Origin of the sequence: Luedemannella flava, from assembly GCF_039528515.1 — a bacterium.
GTDB classification, from domain to species: domain Bacteria; phylum Actinomycetota; class Actinomycetes; order Mycobacteriales; family Micromonosporaceae; genus Luedemannella; species Luedemannella flava.
In genome coordinates this window covers 92,558-112,334 of sequence record NZ_BAAALT010000034.1, presented here as the reverse complement: position 1 = coordinate 112,334, position 19,777 = coordinate 92,558, and the positions used below count along the sequence as shown (strand labels likewise).

Sequence of the window (19,777 nt, the reverse complement as noted above, 5' to 3'; positions counted from 1 at the left end):
TGGCAACTGTCCCGGAAAGGTCGCTGTTGCGTGCAAGAAACGGCCGCCACAGCGCGGTTTCCGCTCCGAGACGGCGATCTTGAGGTGCTAGGTGGTCAGCAGGGACGCCGCGTGGCGGCCCGCCGCGGCGCAGGTGAGGAAGTAGGCGTGGTCGGCGTCGAGGTCGCGGCCCATGGTCGACAGCTTCACCGGGAGCGCGCGCAGCGCGTCGTCCAGGCCGTCGGCGGGGACCGTGACCGCGCGGTGCGGCGGGCACAGCGGCGCGAGCGCCGCCGTTACCGCCGCGGCCAGGCCGGGCGCCAGGCCGTGGGGCACCACCAGGTCCGCGGGGGCCAGGGCCACCCGGTGGTACGCCGTGAGGCTGTGATGCGACACGCCCCGGTGCCGCTCGCGGGGGTCGGCGTCGGAGACGCGCAGGGAGCCGACCGGGCGCCCGCCGAGCGCGGCGATCGCGTTGACCGCCTCGCCCACGGCCGTGCCGGAGAACCCCCACGGCGTGCCCGTGCCGAGGTTGCCCGGCCCCTGACTGACGATCACCACGTCGGCGCGCAGGGCGTGCCGGGCAGCGAGCAGGCCGCTGTGGATGTTGGTGGCCTCCAGGTCACCGCCGAAGGCCTGCCCGACCGTGACGACGCCGCACAGCGAGGCCGCGAGCGCGTCCAGGGTCCGGGAGAACCAGGCCGGCAGGGCGCCCCCGTCGGTCATGACGTAGGCGACCCGCGTGGCGGGCGCGGTCGCGAGCACACCGGCGAGGATGGCGGGCAGGGCCGAGTGCAGGTCGGCGGTGACGACCGGCAGCCCGTCCAGCCAGTCGGCGTCCGCGAGGACCGCCCGGTGCGGGGAGTCCTCCTCGTCGGCGGCCAGCACGATGGTCTGCAGCGGCGTGTAGCGGGCCTTGACCACGTGGCCGGGCGCCCGCGGCGGGTCGGGCGGCAACCGGTCCGGCAGGGCCACCACCAGGGCGTACCCGCCGGTGCCGAGGCCCAGGGCCAGGGCGTTCGTGTTGAGCAGCACCCGGTCGCCCGTGACCGGGTCACCCACCAGGGTGGGGTACGCCACCGCCCGTACCGATGACGGGTCTGACGGGTCGCGGCGGGTGAGCGCCACCTCCAGCTCGACCGCTCCGGCCCATCGCCGTTTCACGGCGGTCACGGTTCCCTCACGCCAACGCACCACGGCGCCACGCTAGCCCACGCCCGGACGGCGGGGCTGCTAGCGTCGCTACCGTGTCCAAGACCCGGACCGAACGCTTGGTCAACCTCGTCATCTGTCTGCTGTCAACCCGGCGGTTCCTCACCGCCGCGCAGATCGCCGCGACCGTGCCCGGCTACGAGCACAACGCCGACGACAGTCGCGAACACGAGGCGTTCCAACGCAAGTTCGAACGTGACAAGGCCGAGCTGCGTGACCTGGGCGTGCCCCTGGAGACCGGCACGGCGAGCGCGTTCGACACCGAGCCGGGCTACCGCATCGCCCGCCGGGAGTACGCGCTGCCCGACATCCACCTGGAGCCGGAGGAGACCGCGGCCGTGGGCATCGCGGCGCGGCTGTGGCAGCACGCCGGCCTGGCCGCCGCGGCCACATCCGGCCTGCTGAAGCTGCGGGCCGCCGGCGTCGACGTGGACCCGCAGGCCACCCTGGGGGTGGAGCCGGTCGTCACGGTCGACCCGGCGTTCGGGCCGCTGCAGGCGGCCGCGCGGGAGCGGCGGGTGGTCCGCTTCGACTACCGCATCCCCGAGGACGACGCCGCGACGAGCCGGCGCCTGCAGCCGTGGGGCGTGGTGTGCTGGCGGGGCCGGTGGTACGTGGTGGGTCACGACCTCGACCGCGACGCGCCCCGCTGCTTCCGGCTCTCCCGCATCGTCGGCGGGGTGTCGCTGGTGGGCCTGCCGGGGGCGTACCGGCCGCCGGCCGACGTGAACCTGATCAACTACGTGGCGAACTGGGGCGGCCCGTCCGACCGCCCGGAGCGCGCCGTCGTGCTGGTGCGCCCGGGTCGCGCCGCGGGCGTGCGCCGGTTCGCCGAGCACCTGTCGTCGGACGCCGAGGGCGACCGCCTGGCACTGCGCTACGCCGACGCCGACGGGCTGGCCCGCTGGCTGGTGGGTTACGGCGCGGACGTGACCGTCCTGGAGCCCGACGAGGTGCGCAAGGCCGTCGTGGCCCGCCTGCAGGACCTGGCCGAGGAGCCGCAGGTCCTGCCGACCGTGCCGGCGGCGCGGGCGGTGCCGAGCGCGGCGGGAGCGGCCCGGTGACGGCCGCGGGCGGCGACCGGCTCGGCCGACTGCTCAACCTCGTGCCGTACCTGCTGGCCCGGCCCGGCATCGCCGTCGCCGAGGCCGCCGCCGACCTGGGCGTCACCGAGCGCCAGTTGCGCGAGGACCTGGAACTGCTGTGGGTGTGCGGTCTGCCCGGCTACGGCCCGGGTGACCTGATCGACATGGCGTTCGACGGCGACCGGGTCACCATCACGTACGACGCCGGCATCGACCGGCCGCTGCGGCTGACCCAGGACGAGGCGCTCGCGCTGGTGGTCGCCCTGCGGATGCTCGCCGAACTGCCCGGCGCGCACGACCGGGCGGCGGTGGAGAGCGCGCTTACCAAGATCGAGTCGGCGGCCGGGGACGCGGCGGCCGACCTGCCCGTCGCGGTGCGCCTGCCGCCGAACACCGCCAAACGCCTCGCCGATCTGCGCGCCGCCGTGCAGCGTGGGCACGCGGTGCGCCTGCGCTACTACAGCGCCACCCGCGACCGGGTCAGCGAGCGGGTGGTGGACCCGATGCGGGTGGTCGTCGCCGAGGGCCACGCCTACCTGGAGGCGTGGTGCCGCAGCGCCGACGGCGTGCGCCTGTTCCGGTTGGACCGTATCGACGAGCACACCGAGCTGCCCGAGCCGGCCGTCGTGCCGCCCGGGGCGGCGCCCAAGGACCTGCGGTCGGGCGTCTTCCAGCCGGGCACGGACATGCCGCTGGTCACGCTGAGCGTCGGCCGCTGGGCCCGCTGGATCACGGAGTACTACCCGTGCGAGAGCGTCGTGGAGGAGTCCCCGGAGCGCTGGCTGGTGTCGTTGCGGGCGGTGGACCTGGCCTGGGCCCGCCGGCTCGTCCTCGGCCTGGGCCCCGAGGTGTCCGTCGTGGCGCCTGACGAGCTGGCCGAGGCGGTGCGGGCGGAGGCGCGCGCGGCGCTCGCCGCGTACGACCGGGGCATAGCGGGCGTCGTTGCGGGGTAGGGTTGCCGCGTGGTCTGGTGGTTGGTGGGTGGGCTTGTCCTGATCGGCTTGGTGCTGCTCGGCGTCGTGACCGCGCCCGTGCTGCGGCGGTTGGCGCAACTGCGCAGCGCCGGCGTCCGCCTGCGTGAGCAGGCGGAGGCCGCCCAGGCGTTGCAGCCCGGCGTCGAGGCCCTGATCGAGCGCGCGGCGGGCCTCGAGGCGGCCCTCGCGCACGCCGCCGACCGCGCCGCGGCCCCCAGGCGGCCGAAAGATTCGTAATTAAGTTTCGGTTGGTTGACGCTCGCAATCTGATCGCGCAGACTTGCTCGACGTCAGCCGGCCGCCACGGCCGGTGCGGTGTCGGCGTGTCGTACGTAGGATGGACGCGTCGGCAGTTCAACAGCTGGGAGGTCGGCAAAATGGGCGCTTTGAAGCCGTGGCACATCATCGTGGTGGTGGTCGTGCTGGTGCTGCTGTTCGGTGCCAAGCGGCTGCCGGACGCCGCTCGTTCGCTCGGCCGCTCGCTGCGCATCATCAAGGCGGAGACCAAGGGCCTCGCCGACGACGACGTGCAGGGCAAGGCCGAGGCGCAGGCGGGTCGCCAGCCGTTGCCGCCGATCTCGGACGACCAGGCCTCGCCGCTGGACCCGGTCCAGCGCGTGCGCGACAACTGATCCTCGCGTCCGACTGTGGCAACCCGCAGACGCCAGACGCAGTTCCAGCGGGCCGCCGAGGGGCAGATGTCCCTGATGGACCACATCAGGGAGCTGCGTAGCCGGCTGTTCAAGGCGAGCCTCGCGGTCGTGATCGGCATGGCGATCGGCCTCGTGTTCGCCGAGCGCGTGGTCGAGTTCCTCACCAGCCCGTACTGTGACTTCGCGGTGGCGCACAGCGCCACGAAGGAGTGCACCTTCGGTCAGAGCCAGATGCTCGAGAGCTTCATGGTCAACCTGAAGGTGGCGCTCTACATCGGCCTGCTGATGGCCGCTCCCGTCTGGCTCTACCAGCTGTGGGCGTTCGTCGCGCCCGGCCTGCACAAGCGCGAGCGGCGCTATACGTACGCGTTCGTCGTGGTGGCGGCGCCGCTGTTCGCTCTGGGCGTGGTGCTCGCGTTCGTCGTGGTGGAGCGCAGCCTGCCCTTCTTCCTCGGCCTCGGTACCGAGTACACGAGCATCGTCAACATCGGCGGGTACTTCGACTTCGTCACGTCGATGATGCTGTACTTCGGCATCGGCTTCCTGTTCCCGCTGCTCGTGGCCGCCCTCAACATGGCCGGCATCGTCAGCGCGAAGCGGCTGCTGGGCTGGTGGCGCGTCGCGGTCTTCCTGATGTTCGTGTTCGCCGCGATCGTGACGCCGACGCCGGACCCGTTCAACATGTCGATCCTGGCGATCTGCATGTCGGTGCTCTACTTCGCCGCCGTCGGGTTCGCCTTCCTCAACGACCGCCGCCGCGGCCGCAACAGCATGTACGGCGACCTCGCCGACGACGAGATCTCGTCGATCGACGACCCCACACCGGTGTCGCCGGTCGACGGCCAGAACTGGGGTCGTGACCGCTACGACGAAACGCCCTGAGGTGTCTGAGCACCTCGCGGTTCTGCTCAACCCCAGCGCCGGCCGTGGCCGCCTGCGCGGCGGAGGCGTCGACGACGTCCTCGCCGCGCTGGCCACCGCCGGGCGTGAGGTGCGTGTCCTCGACGCCGCCGACGAGGCCGCCGCGCTCGCGGCGGCCCACCGGGCGGTGCGCGACGACGGCGCGTACGCGCTCGTCGCCGTCGTCGGCGACGGCACCCTCAACCTGGCCCTGCAGGCGGTGCCCGGCACCGACGTGCCGCTGGGCCTCGTCCCGGCCGGCACCGGCAACGACTTCGCCGCCCAGGTCGGCCTGCCCGCCGACCCGGTCGCGGCCGCCCGGGTGATCGCGACCGCCGTCAGCGGGGACCGGGTCCGTGACCTCGACCTCGCCCGCGTGGACGCCGCCGACGGCTACCGGCGCTGGTTCGGCGCGGTCCTCGCGGCCGGCTTCGACGCGGTCGTCAACGAGAAGGCCAACCGGATGCGCTGGCCCAAGGGCCCCCGCCGGTACGACCTGGCGATCGTGGCCGAGCTGCTGCGGATGCGTCCCCGCCGCTACACCCTGGTCCTCGACGGCGAGCCGATCGAGGTCGACGCGATGCTCGTGGCGGTCGGCAACACCGCCAGCTACGGCGGTGGCCTGCGCATCTGCCCGGCGGCCGACCCGACCGACGGGCTGCTCGACGTCGTGGTGGGCGCGCGCATGACCCGGCTGACCATGATGCGCATCAAGCCCCGCCTGTACCAGGGCACACACGTGGACCACCCGCTGGTCACCAGCTACCGCGCGGCGACCGTGGAGATCCATGCCGAGGGCATCACGTCCTACGTGGACGGCGAGCGGGCGTGCCCGCTCCCGCTGACCGTGACCAGCGTTCCGGCCGCCCTGCGGCTGCTGGCCTAGCCCAGCGCGAGGTTGAGCGCCAGGCTCAGGTCGTTGGGCTCGCCGGCCGGCGCGGCCGGCAGCACGAAGGCGCGGCACCCGGCGCCGACGGCGTCGGCGTCGGCGGGCGTGTCACCCACCATCAGGGTGCGGCCGGGGTCGGCGCCCAGCGCGGCGCACGCGAATGTGAACACCGCCGGGTCGGGCTTGCACCGCCCGAGGTCGCAGGACAGCGCCCAGGCGTCGACGTACTCCGCGAAGCCCAGCTCGGCGGCGAGCGGGCGCAGGTCGAAGCCGATGTTGCTGACCACGGCGACGGCCACGCCCGCCCCGCGCAGCGCCTGCAGCGTCGAGAGGGTGTCGGGGTAGAGCCGCCACCCCTCCGGGCGCAGGAGCCGGTCGTAGAGGGCGGTGGCGAGCCCGTCGATGCCCGTGTCCACGGTCTCCGCGAGGCCCTCGTACGCGGCGCGGTGGGCGTGCGGGCTGAGGTCGCGCTCAGCCCAGACCTCCATGAGGTGCGGCGGCACGCGGGTGGGCAGCGGCCCGCCGGCGCGCCCGGCCGTGACCAGCCGGTCGGCCAGCCCGGTCGCCTGGGCGGGGTCCATCGCGACACCACAGGTCCACGCGGCGCTCACCACCCAGTCCACCGGGTCCTCGACCTGGGCGATGGTGCCGTGGAAGTCGAACAGGACAGCGTCGGCGGGCCGGCGGTGGTCACGCAGCGGGGACGGTCGACTGCTTTCCGGCACGCCGTGCACCATACCTATGCCGTCCGACGGTGCTCCGCCCCGGGCGCCGGCCGAGCGTGGCCAACGTGCGATCTCCAGCTAGATTTGCGGTATGACGAGCCCCGCCGAGCGGTACGCCGCGGCCCGACGGCGGGCCGCCGTCGATGCCGAGTTCCCGCAGCTGGCCCAGTTCGCGCCTGAGCTCGGCTTCGGCATGGACCCGTTCCAGCGGGAGGCCTGCCAGGCCCTGGAGCGGGGCAGCGGCGTGCTCGTCTGCGCGCCCACGGGCGCCGGCAAGACCGTGGTCGGCGAGTTCGCCGTGCACCTGGCGCTGGCGCAGGACCGCAAATGCTTCTACACGACGCCGATCAAGGCGCTGTCGAACCAGAAGTTCAACGACCTCGTCGACCGGTACGGTCCGGCCAAGGTCGGTCTGCTCACCGGCGACAACGCGATCAACGGCGACGCGCCCATCGTGGTCATGACCACCGAGGTGCTGCGCAACATGCTCTACGCCGGCTCGACCGCGCTGCGTGACCTCGGCTACGTCGTCATGGACGAGGTGCACTACCTGGCCGACCGGTTCCGCGGCGCGGTCTGGGAAGAGGTGATCATCCACCTGCCGCAGTCGGTGAGCCTGGTGTCGTTGTCGGCCACCGTCTCCAACGCGGAGGAGTTCGCCGACTGGCTGGTCACCGTGCGCGGCAAGACCGAGGTCGTGGTGAGCGAGGAGCGGCCGGTGCCGCTGTGGCAGCACATGCTCGCGGGCCGGCGCATGTTCGACCTGTTCCACAACGCCGAGGCCGCCCAGATGCACGAGGTGCACCCGGAGCTGCTGCGCTACACCCGTGAGCTGGCCCGCCGGGCGGAGCTGACGGGCGCCGCGCGCGGCGGGCCGCGCGGTCGCGGCGCCCGTAACAAGGGCCCCAACCGGCCGGAGATCGTCGAGCGGCTGGACCGGGAGGGCCTGCTGCCGGCGATCGTGTTCATCTTCAGCCGCGCCGGTTGCGCCGCGGCCGTGCAGCAGTGCCTGCACGCGGGGCTGCGGCTGACCACGCCGGAGGAGCGCACCGAGATCCGCCACGTGGTGGAGTCGCGCACCGCGAACATCCCCGGCGAGGACCTGTCGGTGCTGGGCTACTACGAGTGGCTCGACGGCCTCGAGCGCGGCCTGGCGGCCCACCACGCCGGCATGCTGCCGGTGTTCAAGGAGGTCGTCGAGGAGCTGTTCGTGCGGGGCCTGGTCAAGGCCGTGTTCGCGACGGAGACCCTGGCGCTGGGCATCAACATGCCGGCGCGGTGCGTGGTGCTCGAGCGGCTGGTCAAGTTCAACGGCGAGGCGCACGTCGACCTCACCCCGGGGGAGTACACGCAGCTGACCGGCCGGGCCGGGCGGCGGGGCATCGACATCGAGGGCCACGCCGTGGTGATCTGGTCGCCCGAGATCGACCCGCGCCAGGTGGCCGGCCTCGCCTCCACCCGCACGTACCCGCTGCGGTCGAGCTTCCGGCCCTCGTACAACATGGCCGTCAACCTGGTCGGCTCGGTGGGCCGGGCGGCGGCGCGCGAGCTGCTCGAGTCGTCCTTCGCCCAGTTCCAGGCCGACCGCTCCGTCGTGGGCCTCGCGCGCCAGGTGGCCCGCAACGAGGAAACCATGCGGGTGTACGAGCTGGAGATGGGCTGCGACGACGGCGACTTCAGCGAGTACTTCGATCTTCGGGTGCGGATCGCGGAGCGCGAGAAGGCGGCCGCCCGCAACTCGGCGGCGTCGCGGCGCGCGGCCGCCCTGGACTCGCTGAGCCGCCTGAAGGTCGGCGACGTGATCCGGGTGCCGTCGGGGCGCCGCTCGGGCCTGGCCGTCGTGCTGGACCCCGGGGTCGGCGGTTTCGGCGAGCCGCGTCCCCTGGTGCTCACCGAGGACCGGTGGGCGGGCCGGCTGGGCGGTGGGGAGTTCACCTCGGCCGTGGAGGCGATCGCGCGGCTGCGCGTACCCAAGCATTTCAATCACCGCTCCCCGCAGGAGCGCCGCGACCTGGCCGCGAGCCTGCGCCAGGTGGCGCTGCCGCCCGGCCAGGCGCGTTCCGGTCGCACCCGGACCCGCGGCGGCGGTTCGGGCGACGACGCCGAGCTGCTCGACCTGCGCCGCGCGCTGCGCAAGCACCCGTGCCACGCCTGCCCGGAGCGGGAGGACCACGCGCGCTGGGCTGAGCGGCGTTCCCGGCTGGCCCGCGACACCGACGCCCTGCGGCAGAAGGTGGCCAACCGCACCGGCTCGCTGGCGCGCACGTTCGACCGGGTCTGCGAGGTGCTGCAGGAGCGCGGCTACCTGGCCGGCGGCACGGTCACCGAGCACGGCCGGACCCTGTCGCGGATCTGGACCGAGGCGGACCTGCTCGTCGCGGAGTGCCTGCGCCAGGGCGTGTGGGACGGGCTGGCCCCGGCCGAGCTGGCGGCCGCCGTGTCGGTGGTCATCTTCGAGGCGCGCCGCGAGGTCGACGAGCGGATCATGCTGCCGCGCGGTCCCGTGGCCGACGCCGTGGACGCCACCGTGTCGCTCTGGACGAGCCTGGAGGCCGACGAGAGCGGTCGCGGGCTCACCCCGACCCGCGAGCCGGACCTGGGCTTCGTGTGGCCGATCTACCGTTGGGCGCGGGGCGAGGCGCTGTCGAAGGTGCTCGCCAGCGGCCCGGACCTGGAGATGCCGGCCGGCGACTTCGTCCGCTGGGCGCGGCAGGTGCTCGACCTGCTCGGTCAGATCGCGGAGGCGGCGGGCGCCGAGTCGACGCTGCGGACGACGGCCCGCGCGGCCATGGACGCGCTCAACCGCGGCGTCCTGTCGTACACCTCGGTCCTTTAATGGCCGTCGATGCTTTGGCGACAGAAATGTCGGATATGGCAAGCGATGTGACGTGAACTTGCATCTTGCTTCCCGCTCCGGGAGGATTCCCGAGTTCAGCGATGATGTTCAACCCGGTGGCTGGGGAGCAATAGATGGTTGACCTCAACCAGTTTTCGTACGGCTGGCTCAACCCCGGCCTCGCCTACGCTTTGTCCGTCCTCGGCTCGCTGCTCGGCCTCATCTGCACGGCCCGCGCCCGCGGCTCCGCCACCACCGGCGAGCGCGCCCGCTGGCTGCTGCTCGCCGCCTGGGCGATCGGCGGCACGGGCATCTGGGTCATGCACTTCATGGCGATGCTCGGCTTCACCGTCCCCGGCATGCCGGTGCGCTACGACGTCGCGATGACCCTGGGCAGTTGGATCACCGCCGTCGTCGTCGTGGCGATGGGCCTGTTCATCGTCGGCTTCGGCAAGCCGTCGATCCCCAAGGTCATCGCCGCCGGCGTCCTGACCGGCGTGGGCGTCGCGGCGATGCACTACACGGGCATGGGCGCGATGCAGATGGCCGGCGTCATCGTCTACGACCAGACGTTGGTCATCGCGTCGGTGGTGATCGCGGTCGTGGCCGCCACGGTGGCGCTGTTCTTCACCATCACCCTGCGCAGCGGCCTGGCGATCGGCATCGCCGCCGCCATCATGGGCGTCGCGGTCTGCGGCATGCACTACACCGGAATGTTCGCCATGAGCGTCTACCGGCAGGTGCCCAAGGAGCCGATCGACGGCCTCACCCCGGTCAGCTTCATCGCGCCGATCGTGGTCTTCGTCCTGCTGGTGTCCATCTCGCTGTTCTACGCCCTGCTGAACCGCCCGCTGGACGACACGGACCTGCCGCTCATGGGCGCGCCGCCGCCGCCCGCGCCGGCGAGCCCGGGGATGCCGGAGCCGGTCTCGGCCGCGCCGAGCAACCGCCCGCGCAGCACGTACGTGCGGTCAAGCCGCTAGCCGCCACACGGTCGTCCGGGCCACGGGGGAGTCCTCGAGGACCACCGGCACGGCGATGTCCATGGTCGTGAGCTCGGTGAAGTGGGCCGTGGGCAGGTATCCGCGCCCCGGGTCGGACACGAGGACGTCGGCGCCGTCGCGCCCGACCCGCCGCAGGAACGCGAGCAGGGGCCGGGCGATCGCGGCGTTGTAGAAGGCGTCGCCGACGAGGACCACCTCGGCGTCACCCGTCGGGGTGTCGTGCGCGATCTCCTGGTGCCTGCCCACGACCGCCACGCCGTTGGCCCCCGCGTTGCGCTGTACGGCCTCCACGGCGCGCGCGTCGCTGTCCACCGCCTCGACGCGCGCCGCCCCGGCCCGGGCGGCCGCGATCGCGACCAGGCCCGATCCGGCGCCGACGTCGAGTACCCGCCGCCCGGCCACCACGTCCGGGTGGTCGAGCACGTACCGGGCCAGGGCGACCCCACCCGGCCAGGCGAAGGCCCAGAAGGGCAACGGCTCGTCACTGCGGTAGCCGCCCGCCCACAGCCCGGTCTCGGGCCCGGCAAGGTACAACCGGATCTCCGGTACGAGCGGGACAGGAGTGAGCCGGGTGTCCATGGCTCGATTCTGCTGATCCTCCATCCTAGGACGCCTTACAGGTGGTGGCTACCGCCACCACCGAAACAATCCCCGGAAAGCACCGGATCGCCGGCCATCGGCATCCGTGATTGGATCGAGGAACAAGGTCGACATCGAGGGGGAGCGAGTGACCAAACGGACGGAACGGCTGAGCCGCCGGGCGGCGCTGGGGTGGGGCGCGACGGCCACGGTCGGGTTGGCGCTGGGGCCGGCTACGGCGGCCCCAGCGGCGCCGGAGGCCGCCAGGTCAGCCGGGGGCGGTGCCGCGACCAGGATCGCCGCGAGCTACCGGCGCCACAGCCGGCGCGCGGGCGGCACCTGGTACGCGTACGGCAGCCTGGCCGGCGCGGGTCAGCCGGTGTTCAACCAGCGCGCGGACGAGGTCATCCAGGCGTACAGCGTCAACAAGGTCGCGGTAGCCACGGCGGTGCTGGACAAGGTCGACCGCGGCCTGCTCACCCTCGACCAGCGGATCGAGGTCACGTCCGCGATCGTCATCCCCGGCGGGGACGGCATCTTCAGCCTCGACGGGGCGTACCCGAGCTCGGTGACCCTGGGGCACGCCCTGGTCGCCCTGCTCACGGTCTCCGACGACACCGCGGTGCGGTTGTGCGGCCTGGTGTGCCCGGCCGCCGAGCTGAACGAGATCCTGGCCGCGAAGGGCTTCCTGTACACGCGGGTGGAGCCGGTGGCCAATCCGAACCGCTTCTACCTGGGCACCTCGACGCCCCGGGAGACGCACGACCTGCTGACCCGGCTCGTCGCCGGCGAACTGCTGTCGGCGTCGTCGACGGAGTTCCTGCTGAACGCGTTGCGGTCGCCGATCGCGTTCACTGACGGGATCCGTCGGGTGGCCTCGTCGCGGGAGCGCTCGCAGGTGGCGACGAAGGCGGGCTGGTATGACGGGGCGCGCCACGAGGCGGGCGTCATCTTCGACGTGTCGGGTGCGCCGGTGCTGACGTACGCGCTGTTCGGGTTCCTGGACACGGACGCGGACGATTTCGGGGCGACGCACCCGTTGGTGGCGGCCCGGTCGGTGATGGGCCGGGAGTTCCTGGACGCGGTGGCGACCGTGGACGTGTCGTCGTCCGTGCTCGCGCGGGGCGGGGCGGCGCCGGTGCGGTGGCCGGCTCCGGAGCACCGTCCGACGAACGGCGGCTGACAGACGCGAACGCGGGCCGGACATCCCCTCTACGGATGTCCGGCCCGCATTGCTGTTCAGCCGGCGGCGGCGTCGACGACGCGGCGGACCGGGCTGGCGAGGTTCCAGCGTTGCGCGAGGTCGATGAGGTGATCGGCGTCCGCGGGGGCGCTGGGCAGGGTGAGGTCGAGGACGGGCAGGTCGACGGTGGTGGCGACGCGGACGACGGGTCCGGCGGCGGCGAGGTAGTCGGTGGCGGCGCTGAGCTTGGCGCGTACGCCGGCGGCGAAGGGCGCGTCGGGTTTGTCGAGGGCGGCGACGATGTCGTCGAGGCCACCGAAGCGGGTGACGAGGCCGGCGGCGGTCTTCTCGCCGATGCCGGCGACGCCGGGCAGGCCGTCGCTGGGGTCGCCGCGCAGCGCGGCGAAGTCGGCGTAGTGGCGGGCGGGGACCTGGTAGCGGGTGGCGACGGCGGCCTCGTCGCAGACCTCGAGTTTGGCGACGCCCTTGCCGCAGTAGAGGACGCGGACGGGTGTGGCGTCGTTGACGAGCTGGAACAGGTCGCGGTCGCCGGTGGCGATCTCGGTGGGGCCGGGTTCGCGGGTGGCGAGGGTGCCGATGACGTCGTCGGCTTCGTAGTCGGGGGCGCCGATGGTGACGATGCCGAGCGCGGCGAGGACCTCGAGGAGGAGGGGGACCTGGGGGACGAGGCCGGCGGGGACTTCTTCGCCGCCGTCGGGAGCGAGACGGTGGCGTTTGTAGGAGTCGATGAGGGCGACGCGCCAGGCGGGGCGCCAGGAGAGGTCGAGGGCGCAGGCGACGCGGCCGGGTCGGCGGGTGCGGATGAGGGTGGCCAGCATGTCGAGGAAGCCTTTGACGGCGTTGACGGGGCTGCCGTCGGGGGCGCGGGCGGCGGACTCGGGCACGCCGTAGTAGGCCCGGAAGTACAGGCTGGCTGCGTCGACGAGCAGGAGTGGTCGGCTCTCGGTCACGGTGCTCAGCCTGGCATACGGGCACTGGTCACCGAAACCTAACGACCGTTAAGCTGTTGGGGTGACCGTTCCCCGCATCCTCCCGTCCGAGGAGGCCGAAGCCCTGCTCGACCTGGCGACCCAGCTGGCCGACAGGGAGCTGGCCCCACGCGCCGCGGCGGCGGAGGAGCGCGGTGAGTTCCCCGAGGACGTGGTGAAGCAGCTGGCCCGGTGTGGCCTGCTCGGCCTGCCCTATCCGGAGGAGTTCGGCGGGGGCGGTCAGCCGTACGAGGTGTATCTGCAGGTTCTTGAGGTCCTGGCGAGCCGGTGGTTGGCGGTGGCCGAGATCGTCTCGGTGCACACGCTGGCGTGTTACCCCCTGGCCGCGTTCGGTCGCCCCGAGCTGCGGGCCGCGCTGCTGCCGGAGCTGCTGGCCGGGGACAGACTCGGGGCGTACTGCCTGTCGGAGCCGGCGGGCGGGTCGGACGCGGCGGCGCTGACGACGCGTGCGGTGCGCGACGGGGACGGCTACGCCGTGACGGGCACGAAGGCGTGGATCACGCACGCGGGCCGGGCGGACGTGTACAACGTCTTCTGCCGTACGGGCGGGCCGGGCGCGGCGGGGATCTCGTGCCTGTTGGCGGACGCGCACACGCCGGGGATCGTGCCGCAGGCGCCGGAGCGGACGATGGGGCTGCGGTCGTCGCCGGTGGCGCAGATCGCCTTCGACGGGGCGCGCGTGCCGGGCGACCGGCTGATCGGCGAGGAGGGCCAGGGGTTCGCGATCGCCTTGTCGGCGCTGGACGGTGGCCGGTTGGGGATCGCTGCCTGCGCGGTGGGTCTGGCGCAGGGGGCGTTGGACTACGCGGTGGAGTATGCGCGGGGGCGCGAGCAGTTCGGTCAGCCGATCATCGATTTTCAGGGGATCGGGTTCCTGTTGGCGGACCTGGCGACGCAGATCAGCGCGGCGCGGGCGTTGACGTTGGCGGCGGCGCGCTTGCGGGACGCGGGCCGGCCGTACTCGTTGGAGGCGGCGAAGGCGAAGCTGTTCGCCACCGATGTGGCGATGCGGGTGACCACGGAGGCGGTGCAGGTGCTGGGTGGGTACGGGTATGTGGCGGACCATCCGGTGGAGCGGTATTTCCGTGAGGCGAAGGTGTTGCAGATCGTGGAGGGGACCAACCAGATCCAGCGTCTGGTGATCGCCCGAGGTCTGGCGCGCCGATCGGGTGGCGCGTAACGGGATAGGGCCGTGTAGGTTCGTCGCGTGGAGGAGATCGACCGGGCTATCGTGGCCGCGCTGACCACCGATGGGCGGATGTCCTATACGGACCTCGCCGAGAAGGTGGGTTTGTCGGTGTCGGCGGCCCATCAGCGGGTGCGTCGGCTGGAGCAGCGCGGCATTCTGCAGGGGTACGCGGCGCGGGTGGACTACCCGGCGATCGGGTTGCCGATGACCGCGTTTGTGGCGATTCGCCCGTTGGATCCGTCGCAGCCGGATGATGCGCCGGACCGGTTGTCCGTGTTGCCGGAGATCGAGTCGTGCTACTCGGTGGCCGGGGAGGACTTCTACATTCTGCTGGTGCGGGTGGGCACGCCGGCGGATCTGGAGCGGTTGCTGCAGAAGATCCGGCAGGCGGCGAACGTGACGACGCGCACGACGGTGGTGTTGTCGACCCCGTATGAGGGTCGCCCGCCGCGGGTCGGTGCCTGAGCGCGGTGAGAAGAGAGTCGCGCGAGCCGGCGATGACGGATGTCGCCCGGCTGGCGGGGGTGTCGCACCAGACGGTGTCGCGGGTGCTCAACGACCATCCGAGCGTGCGGGACGAGACCCGGGTGCGGGTGCGGGCGGCGATCACGCAGCTGGGCTACCGGCCGAACCGGGCGGCGCGCACGCTGGTGACGGGGCGTTCGCAGGTGCTGGGCGTGGTGGCGCAGTCCTCGACGTTGTACGGTCCGGCGTCGCTGTTGGCGGCGTTCGAGCAGGCGGCCGGGGCGGCGGGGTTCGCGGTGAGCGTCGGCAGCGTCCGTCGCCTGGACCGGCGTTCGGTCGCGGACGCGGTCGGTCATCACCTGGATCAGCGGGTGGCCGGCCTGGTGGTGATCGCCCCGGTGGAGTCGGCGAACGAGGCTCTGGACGACCTGCCGGAGGACACCCCGCTGGTGACGATCGACGGTGATCCGGAGCGGGCGGCGCCGTTGGTGACGGTGGATCAGGAGGCGGGGGCGTACCTGGCGACCCGGCATCTGTTGGACGCGGGCCATGCGACGGTGTGGCACGTGTCGGGTCCGGCGGACTGGTTCGACGCGCGCGGTCGGGTGGCGGGCTGGCGGCGCGCGCTGGAGGACGCGGGCGTGGAGGTGCCGCCGCTGGTGCCGGCGGACTGGACGGCCGCGGCGGGGCACCGGGCGGGGCAGATGCTGGCCCGGATGCCGGAGGTGACGGCGGTGTTCGCCGCGAACGACCATCTGGCGTTGGGGATTCTGCGGGCGTTGCACGAGCAGGGTCGGCGGGTGCCGCACGACGTGAGTGTGATCGGTTTCGACGACATGCCGGAGTCGGCGTTCTACATTCCGCCGTTGACGACGGTCCGCCCGGATTTCGCGGCGGTGGCGAAGGCGAGCCTGGCGTCGTTGTTGCGGCAGCTCGAGTCGGGGGAGCGCGGCGCGTTCCGGACGACGTTGGCGCCGACGCTGGTGACCCGGGAGAGTGTCGGTCGGCCGCGGCCGTGAGAGCGCTCAACTGACCGTTTTGTCCCCCGTGTGGGCGGGCGGGAGCAGCCTGATGCCTTGTGGCAGACCATTTCTCGGCTGTTGCCGGTACGTTATCGGACGCCGTTGACAGCGGCGATGTTAACGATAACACTCCCTCCAAGACGCGCCGCCACACGCGCGTCCTGACTCGGCCGAGCTTTTGGAGGTGGCACATGAGCGTCCCCGACCCCGTTGTGGTCGGCGTCGACTACGGCACGCTGTCCGGTCGCGCTGTCGTGGTGCGTGTCGGCGATGGCGCTGAGCTCGGCTCCGCCGTGCACGAGTACGCGCACGCGGTGCTCACCGAGGCCCTGCCCGACGGCACGCCGCTGGGTGTGGACTGGGCGCTGCAGGTGCCCAGCGACTACATCGACGTGCTGCGCCACGCCGTGCCGGCCGCGATCGAGGCCGCCGGGGTCGACCCGGCCCGGGTGATCGGGATCGCCGCCGACTTCACCGCGTGCACGATGGTGCCGACCCTGGCCGACGGCACGCCGCTGAGCGAGCTGCCGCAGTACGCCGGGCGCCCGCACGCGTACATCAAGCTGTGGAAGCACCACGCGGCGCAGGGGCAGGCGGACCGGATCAACGAGCTGGCCGCCCGGCGCGGCGAGGCGTGGTTGCCGCGCTACGGCGGGCTGATCTCCTCGGAGTGGGAGTTCGCGAAGGGCCTGCAGCTGCTCGAGGAGGACCCGGAGATCTACGGCGCGATGCGCCACTGGGTCGAGGCGGCCGACTGGATCGTCTGGCAGCTCACCGGTGAGTACGTGCGCAACGCGTGCACCGCCGGCTACAAGGGCATCCTGCAGGACGGGCAGTACCCGTCGGCGGAGTTCCTCGCCGAGCTCAACCCCGACTTCGCGACCTTCGTCGCCGACAAGCTCGACCACCCGATCGGCCAGCTGGGCGCGCGCGCCGGGTCGCTGACCGCGCAGGCCGCCGCGTGGACCGGCCTGCCGGAGGGCATCGCGGTGGCGGTCGGCAACGTCGACGCGCACGTGACCGCCGCGGCCGGTGACGCGCTGCGCCCCGGTCAGATGGTGGCGATCATGGGCACGTCGACCTGTCATGTGATGAACGGGTCGGAGCTGCGCGAGGTGCCCGGCATGTGCGGGGTCGTCGACGGCGGCATCGTGGCGGGCCTGTGGGGCTACGAGGCCGGGCAGAGCGGCGTGGGCGACATCTTCGGGCACTTCGTGTCCCGGCACGTGCCGGCCGACTATGTGGCGGCGGCACAGGCGGCCGGCATCTCGGTGCACGAGCACCTGACCCGCCTGGCGGCGGCGCAGCCGATCGGCGCGCACGGGCTCATTGCGCTGGACTGGCACTCGGGCAACCGGTCGGTGCTGGTCGACCACGAGCTGTCGGGCGTCCTCGTGGGGGAGACCCTGGCGACCAAGCCGGAGGACATCTACCGGGCGCTGATCGAGGCGACGGCATTCGGCACGCGGACCATCATCGAGACGTTCGCGAAAGCCGGCGTGCCGGCCGAGGAGCTGATCATCTCGGGTGGGCTGGCCAAGAACACCATGCTCATGCAGATCTACTCCGACGTGACGCGCCTGCCGCTGTCGGTGATTACCTCGGAGCAGGGTCCGGCGCTCGGTTCGGCGATCCACGCGGCCGTGGCCGCGGGCGCCTACCCGGACGTGCCGGCGGCGGCCGCGGTGATGGGCCGGGTGGCGCGCAACGTGTACACGCCGGACGAGGCGGCCGCGGCGGCGTACGACGAGCTGTTCGCGGAGTACACGACGCTGCACGACTACTTCGGGCGGGGCGCGAACAAGGTGATGCGCCGGCTGCGGGCGATCCAGCGCGCGGCGACGGCGAAGGTGGAGGCGACGGCATGACGCTCGCCTCCGCTGTGCGCGGCACGATCGCGGGCGTGCGCGCCACGGTCGCGGCGCTGCACGCCGAGCTGCCGCGCAACGAGCTGGTGGTGTGGACCGCCGGCAACGTCTCGGCCCGGGTGCCCGACGCGGACCTGCTGGTCATCAAGCCGTCCGGGGTGCGCTACGAGGAGATCACGCCGGACAACATGGTGGTGACCGACCTGGACGGGCGACTCGTGGAGGGCGAGCACGCGCCGTCGTCGGACACGGCCGCGCACGCGTACGTGTACAAGCACATGCCGCACGTGGGCGGCGTGGTGCACACCCACTCGACGTACGCGACGGCGTGGGCGGCGCGCGGTGAGGCGATCCCGTGCGTGCTCACGATGATCGCCGACGAGTTCGGTGGCGACATTCCCGTGGGGCCGTTCGCGCTGATCGGTGACGACTCGATCGGGCGCGGCATCGTCGAGACGTTGTCGGGCAGCCGGTCGCCGGCGGTCCTCATGCGCAACCACGGCGTGTTCACCATCGGGCGCGACGCCAAGGCGGCCGTGAAGGCCGCCGTCATGTGTGAGGACGTGGCGCGCACCGTGCACATAGCCCGCCAGCTCGGCACCCCGCTGCCGATCGCGGCGCCCGACATCGACGCGCTCTACGCCCGCTACCAGAACGTCTACGGCCAGGAGACCCCGAAATGACCACGGCGACCACGCCCCAGCTCTGGTTCCTCACCGGAAGCCAGCACCTGTACGGTCCGGAGACGCTCGGCCAGGTGGCCGACCAGTCCGCCCAGATCCAGCGGATGCTGGGTGACTCGGGCGGTCTGAGCGCCCAGATCGTCGGCAAGCCGGTGCTGACCGACTCGGCGGCGATCCGTCAGGTCATGCAGGAGGCGAACGCCGACCCGTCGTGCGTCGGTGTGATCGCGTGGATGCACACGTTCTCCCCGGCCAAGATGTGGATCACCGGCCTGGACGTGCTGCGCAAGCCGCTGCTGCACCTGCACACGCAGCTCAACGAGGCGCTGCCGTGGCAGACGATCGACATGGACTTCATGAACCTCAACCAGGCCGCGCACGGCGACCGGGAGTTCGGGTTCGTGCAGACCCGCATGGGCGTGCCGCGCAAGACGGTGGCGGGGCACGCGTCGGACCCGACGTTGGTGCGCCGCATCGACGAGTGGGCGCGGGCGGCGGTCGGCCGTGGTCACCTGTACGGGCTGCGGCTGGCCCGCTTCGGCGACAACATGCGTGACGTCGCGGTCACCGAGGGTGACAAGGTCGAGGCGGAGCTGCGCTTCGGCGTCTCGGTCAACACGTACGGGGTCAACGACCTGGTCGCCGTGGTCGACGAGGTCGCCGACTCCGACATCGACGCCCTCGTCAAGGAGTACGCCGAGGCGTACCGGCTGGCGCCGGAGCTGGCCAAGGGCGGGGACCGGCACGATTCGCTGCGCTACGCGGCGCGCATCGAGGCCGGCCTGCGCCAGTTCCTCACCGATGGCGGGTTCGGGGCGTTCACCACGAACTTCGAGGATCTGGGCGGGCTGCGTCAGCTGCCTGGCCTGGCCGTGCAGCGACTGATGGCGGACGGGTACGGTTTCGGCGGCGAGGGCGACTGGAAGACGTCCACGCTGCTGGCGGCTGTGAAGGCGATGGGGGTCGGCAGCGGCCGCGGCACATCGTTCATGGAGGACTACACGTACCATTTCGGTCCCGGCACCCCCAGGATCCTCGGGGCGCACATGCTGGAGGTCTGCCCGACCATCGCGTCCGCCCAGCCGTCCTGCGAGATCCACCCGTTGGGCATCGGCGGCCGCGAGGACCCGGTCCGGCTGGTCTTCGACGCGGCCGAGGGCCCCGGCGTGGTTATCGGTCTGGCCGACCTCGGCGACCGGTTCCGCCTGGTCGCCAACGAGATCACGGTGGTCGCTCCGAACGAGCCCCTGCCGAAGCTGCCCGTGGCGCGGGCGGTATGGGAGCCGGCCCCCTCGCTGGCGACCTCGGCCGAGTCGTGGCTGACGGCCGGTGGCCCCCACCACACGGTCCTCACCCAGGGCGTGAGCGCGGAGACCCTGCGCGACTTCGCCCAGATGTTGCACACGGAACTACTGGTGATCGACGAGAACACGACGGCGCGTCAGTTCGCTGATCACCTGCGGTGGAACCAGGCCTACTACCGACTGGCCCAGGGCCTGCCGGGCCGCGGCTGACGTTCCA

Annotated in this window: 19 protein-coding genes; 15 read left to right on the top strand and 4 right to left on the bottom strand. The window is 72.5% G+C overall.

What is annotated here, in order from left to right:
• Positions 1–87: 87 nt before the first annotated feature.
• On the bottom strand, positions 88–1,176 hold the full coding sequence (locus tag ABD211_RS07375) for a DUF3866 family protein (protein WP_344127609.1): 1,089 nt from the start codon (positions 1,174–1,176) through the stop codon (positions 88–90).
• A gap of 50 nt (positions 1,177–1,226) precedes the next feature.
• On the opposite strand from ABD211_RS07375, the gene ABD211_RS07370 reads away from it, so the two are divergent.
• The 6 genes from ABD211_RS07370 to ABD211_RS07345 all read left to right on the top strand — a co-directional run bounded on the left by ABD211_RS07370 (position 1,227) and on the right by ABD211_RS07345 (position 5,689).
• Positions 1,227–2,255, top strand: a complete 1,029-nt coding sequence (locus ABD211_RS07370) for a helix-turn-helix transcriptional regulator (protein WP_344127607.1) — start codon at positions 1,227–1,229, stop codon at positions 2,253–2,255.
• The gene (locus tag ABD211_RS07365) at positions 2,252–3,229 is read left to right on the top strand and encodes a helix-turn-helix transcriptional regulator (protein ID WP_344127605.1); all 978 of its coding nucleotides are present in this window, start codon (positions 2,252–2,254) and stop codon (positions 3,227–3,229) included. Before ABD211_RS07370 ends, ABD211_RS07365 begins: the two co-directional genes overlap by 4 nt.
• Positions 3,230–3,238: 9 nt before the next feature.
• Positions 3,239–3,487 (top strand): hypothetical protein, encoded by a 249-nt coding sequence (locus ABD211_RS07360; protein WP_344127603.1) that lies wholly within the window; start codon positions 3,239–3,241, stop codon positions 3,485–3,487.
• Positions 3,488–3,627: 140 nt separating this feature from the next.
• Positions 3,628–3,882 carry a Sec-independent protein translocase subunit TatA gene (gene tatA / locus ABD211_RS07355; RefSeq protein WP_344127658.1) on the top strand — a complete coding sequence of 85 codons (255 nt, stop codon included), beginning with the start codon at positions 3,628–3,630 and terminating at the stop codon, positions 3,880–3,882.
• A 15-nt stretch (positions 3,883–3,897) separates the two neighbouring features.
• Positions 3,898–4,785, top strand: a complete 888-nt coding sequence (gene tatC / locus ABD211_RS07350; protein ID WP_425560370.1) for a twin-arginine translocase subunit TatC — start codon at positions 3,898–3,900, stop codon at positions 4,783–4,785.
• Positions 4,760–5,689, top strand: coding sequence for a diacylglycerol kinase (locus tag ABD211_RS07345; protein WP_425560369.1), 930 nt, complete (start codon positions 4,760–4,762; stop codon positions 5,687–5,689). The genes tatC and ABD211_RS07345 overlap by 26 nt, the downstream gene beginning before the upstream one ends.
• Here ABD211_RS07345 and ABD211_RS07340 read toward each other — a convergent pair.
• Entirely contained in the window at positions 5,686–6,429 is a 744-nt protein-coding gene (locus tag ABD211_RS07340) for an HAD family hydrolase (RefSeq protein WP_344127599.1), read from the bottom strand. The two genes, ABD211_RS07345 and ABD211_RS07340, sit on opposite strands and share 4 nt — an antisense overlap.
• A 79-nt stretch (positions 6,430–6,508) precedes the next feature.
• Between ABD211_RS07340 and ABD211_RS07335 the strand changes: the two genes are divergently transcribed.
• Positions 6,509–9,253 carry a DEAD/DEAH box helicase gene (locus ABD211_RS07335; protein WP_344127597.1) on the top strand — a complete coding sequence of 915 codons (2,745 nt, stop codon included), beginning with the start codon at positions 6,509–6,511 and terminating at the stop codon, positions 9,251–9,253.
• 134 nt (positions 9,254–9,387) lie between these two features.
• Positions 9,388–10,236 (top strand): MHYT domain-containing protein, encoded by an 849-nt coding sequence (locus ABD211_RS07330; RefSeq protein ID WP_344127594.1) that lies wholly within the window; start codon positions 9,388–9,390, stop codon positions 10,234–10,236.
• On the opposite strand, the gene ABD211_RS07325 is transcribed toward ABD211_RS07330, so the two are convergent.
• Positions 10,225–10,836 (bottom strand): class I SAM-dependent methyltransferase, encoded by a 612-nt coding sequence (locus ABD211_RS07325; RefSeq protein WP_344127592.1) that lies wholly within the window; start codon positions 10,834–10,836, stop codon positions 10,225–10,227. The two genes, ABD211_RS07330 and ABD211_RS07325, sit on opposite strands and share 12 nt — an antisense overlap.
• A 148-nt stretch (positions 10,837–10,984) precedes the next feature.
• Here ABD211_RS07325 and ABD211_RS07320 point away from each other — a divergent pair, with 148 nt between their 5' ends.
• The gene (locus tag ABD211_RS07320; RefSeq protein ID WP_344127590.1) at positions 10,985–12,019 is read left to right on the top strand and encodes a serine hydrolase; all 1,035 of its coding nucleotides are present in this window, start codon (positions 10,985–10,987) and stop codon (positions 12,017–12,019) included.
• Between the two features lie 56 nt (positions 12,020–12,075).
• Here ABD211_RS07320 and ABD211_RS07315 read toward each other — a convergent pair whose 3' ends face one another.
• Entirely contained in the window at positions 12,076–12,990 is a 915-nt protein-coding gene (locus ABD211_RS07315; protein ID WP_344127588.1) for a 5'-3' exonuclease, read from the bottom strand.
• A 61-nt stretch (positions 12,991–13,051) separates the two neighbouring features.
• Between ABD211_RS07315 and ABD211_RS07310 the strand changes: the two genes are divergently transcribed.
• The 6 genes from ABD211_RS07310 (at position 13,052) to araA (ending at position 19,770) form a co-directional block, all read left to right on the top strand.
• On the top strand, positions 13,052–14,209 hold the full coding sequence (locus ABD211_RS07310; RefSeq protein WP_344127587.1) for an acyl-CoA dehydrogenase family protein: 1,158 nt from the start codon (positions 13,052–13,054) through the stop codon (positions 14,207–14,209).
• A gap of 27 nt (positions 14,210–14,236) precedes the next feature.
• The gene (locus ABD211_RS07305; RefSeq protein WP_344127585.1) at positions 14,237–14,683 is read left to right on the top strand and encodes an Lrp/AsnC family transcriptional regulator; all 447 of its coding nucleotides are present in this window, start codon (positions 14,237–14,239) and stop codon (positions 14,681–14,683) included.
• Between the two features lie 32 nt (positions 14,684–14,715).
• Positions 14,716–15,702, top strand: coding sequence for a LacI family DNA-binding transcriptional regulator (locus ABD211_RS07300; protein ID WP_344127583.1), 987 nt, complete (start codon positions 14,716–14,718; stop codon positions 15,700–15,702).
• A gap of 194 nt (positions 15,703–15,896) precedes the next feature.
• Positions 15,897–17,573 carry a ribulokinase gene (araB, locus tag ABD211_RS07295; RefSeq protein WP_344127581.1) on the top strand — a complete coding sequence of 559 codons (1,677 nt, stop codon included), beginning with the start codon at positions 15,897–15,899 and terminating at the stop codon, positions 17,571–17,573.
• Positions 17,570–18,256, top strand: coding sequence for an L-ribulose-5-phosphate 4-epimerase (locus tag ABD211_RS07290; RefSeq protein ID WP_344127579.1), 687 nt, complete (start codon positions 17,570–17,572; stop codon positions 18,254–18,256). Before araB ends, ABD211_RS07290 begins: the two co-directional genes overlap by 4 nt.
• Positions 18,253–19,770 (top strand): L-arabinose isomerase, encoded by a 1,518-nt coding sequence (gene araA / locus ABD211_RS07285; protein ID WP_344127577.1) that lies wholly within the window; start codon positions 18,253–18,255, stop codon positions 19,768–19,770. The genes ABD211_RS07290 and araA overlap by 4 nt, the downstream gene beginning before the upstream one ends.
• Positions 19,771–19,777: the final 7 nt, after the last annotated feature.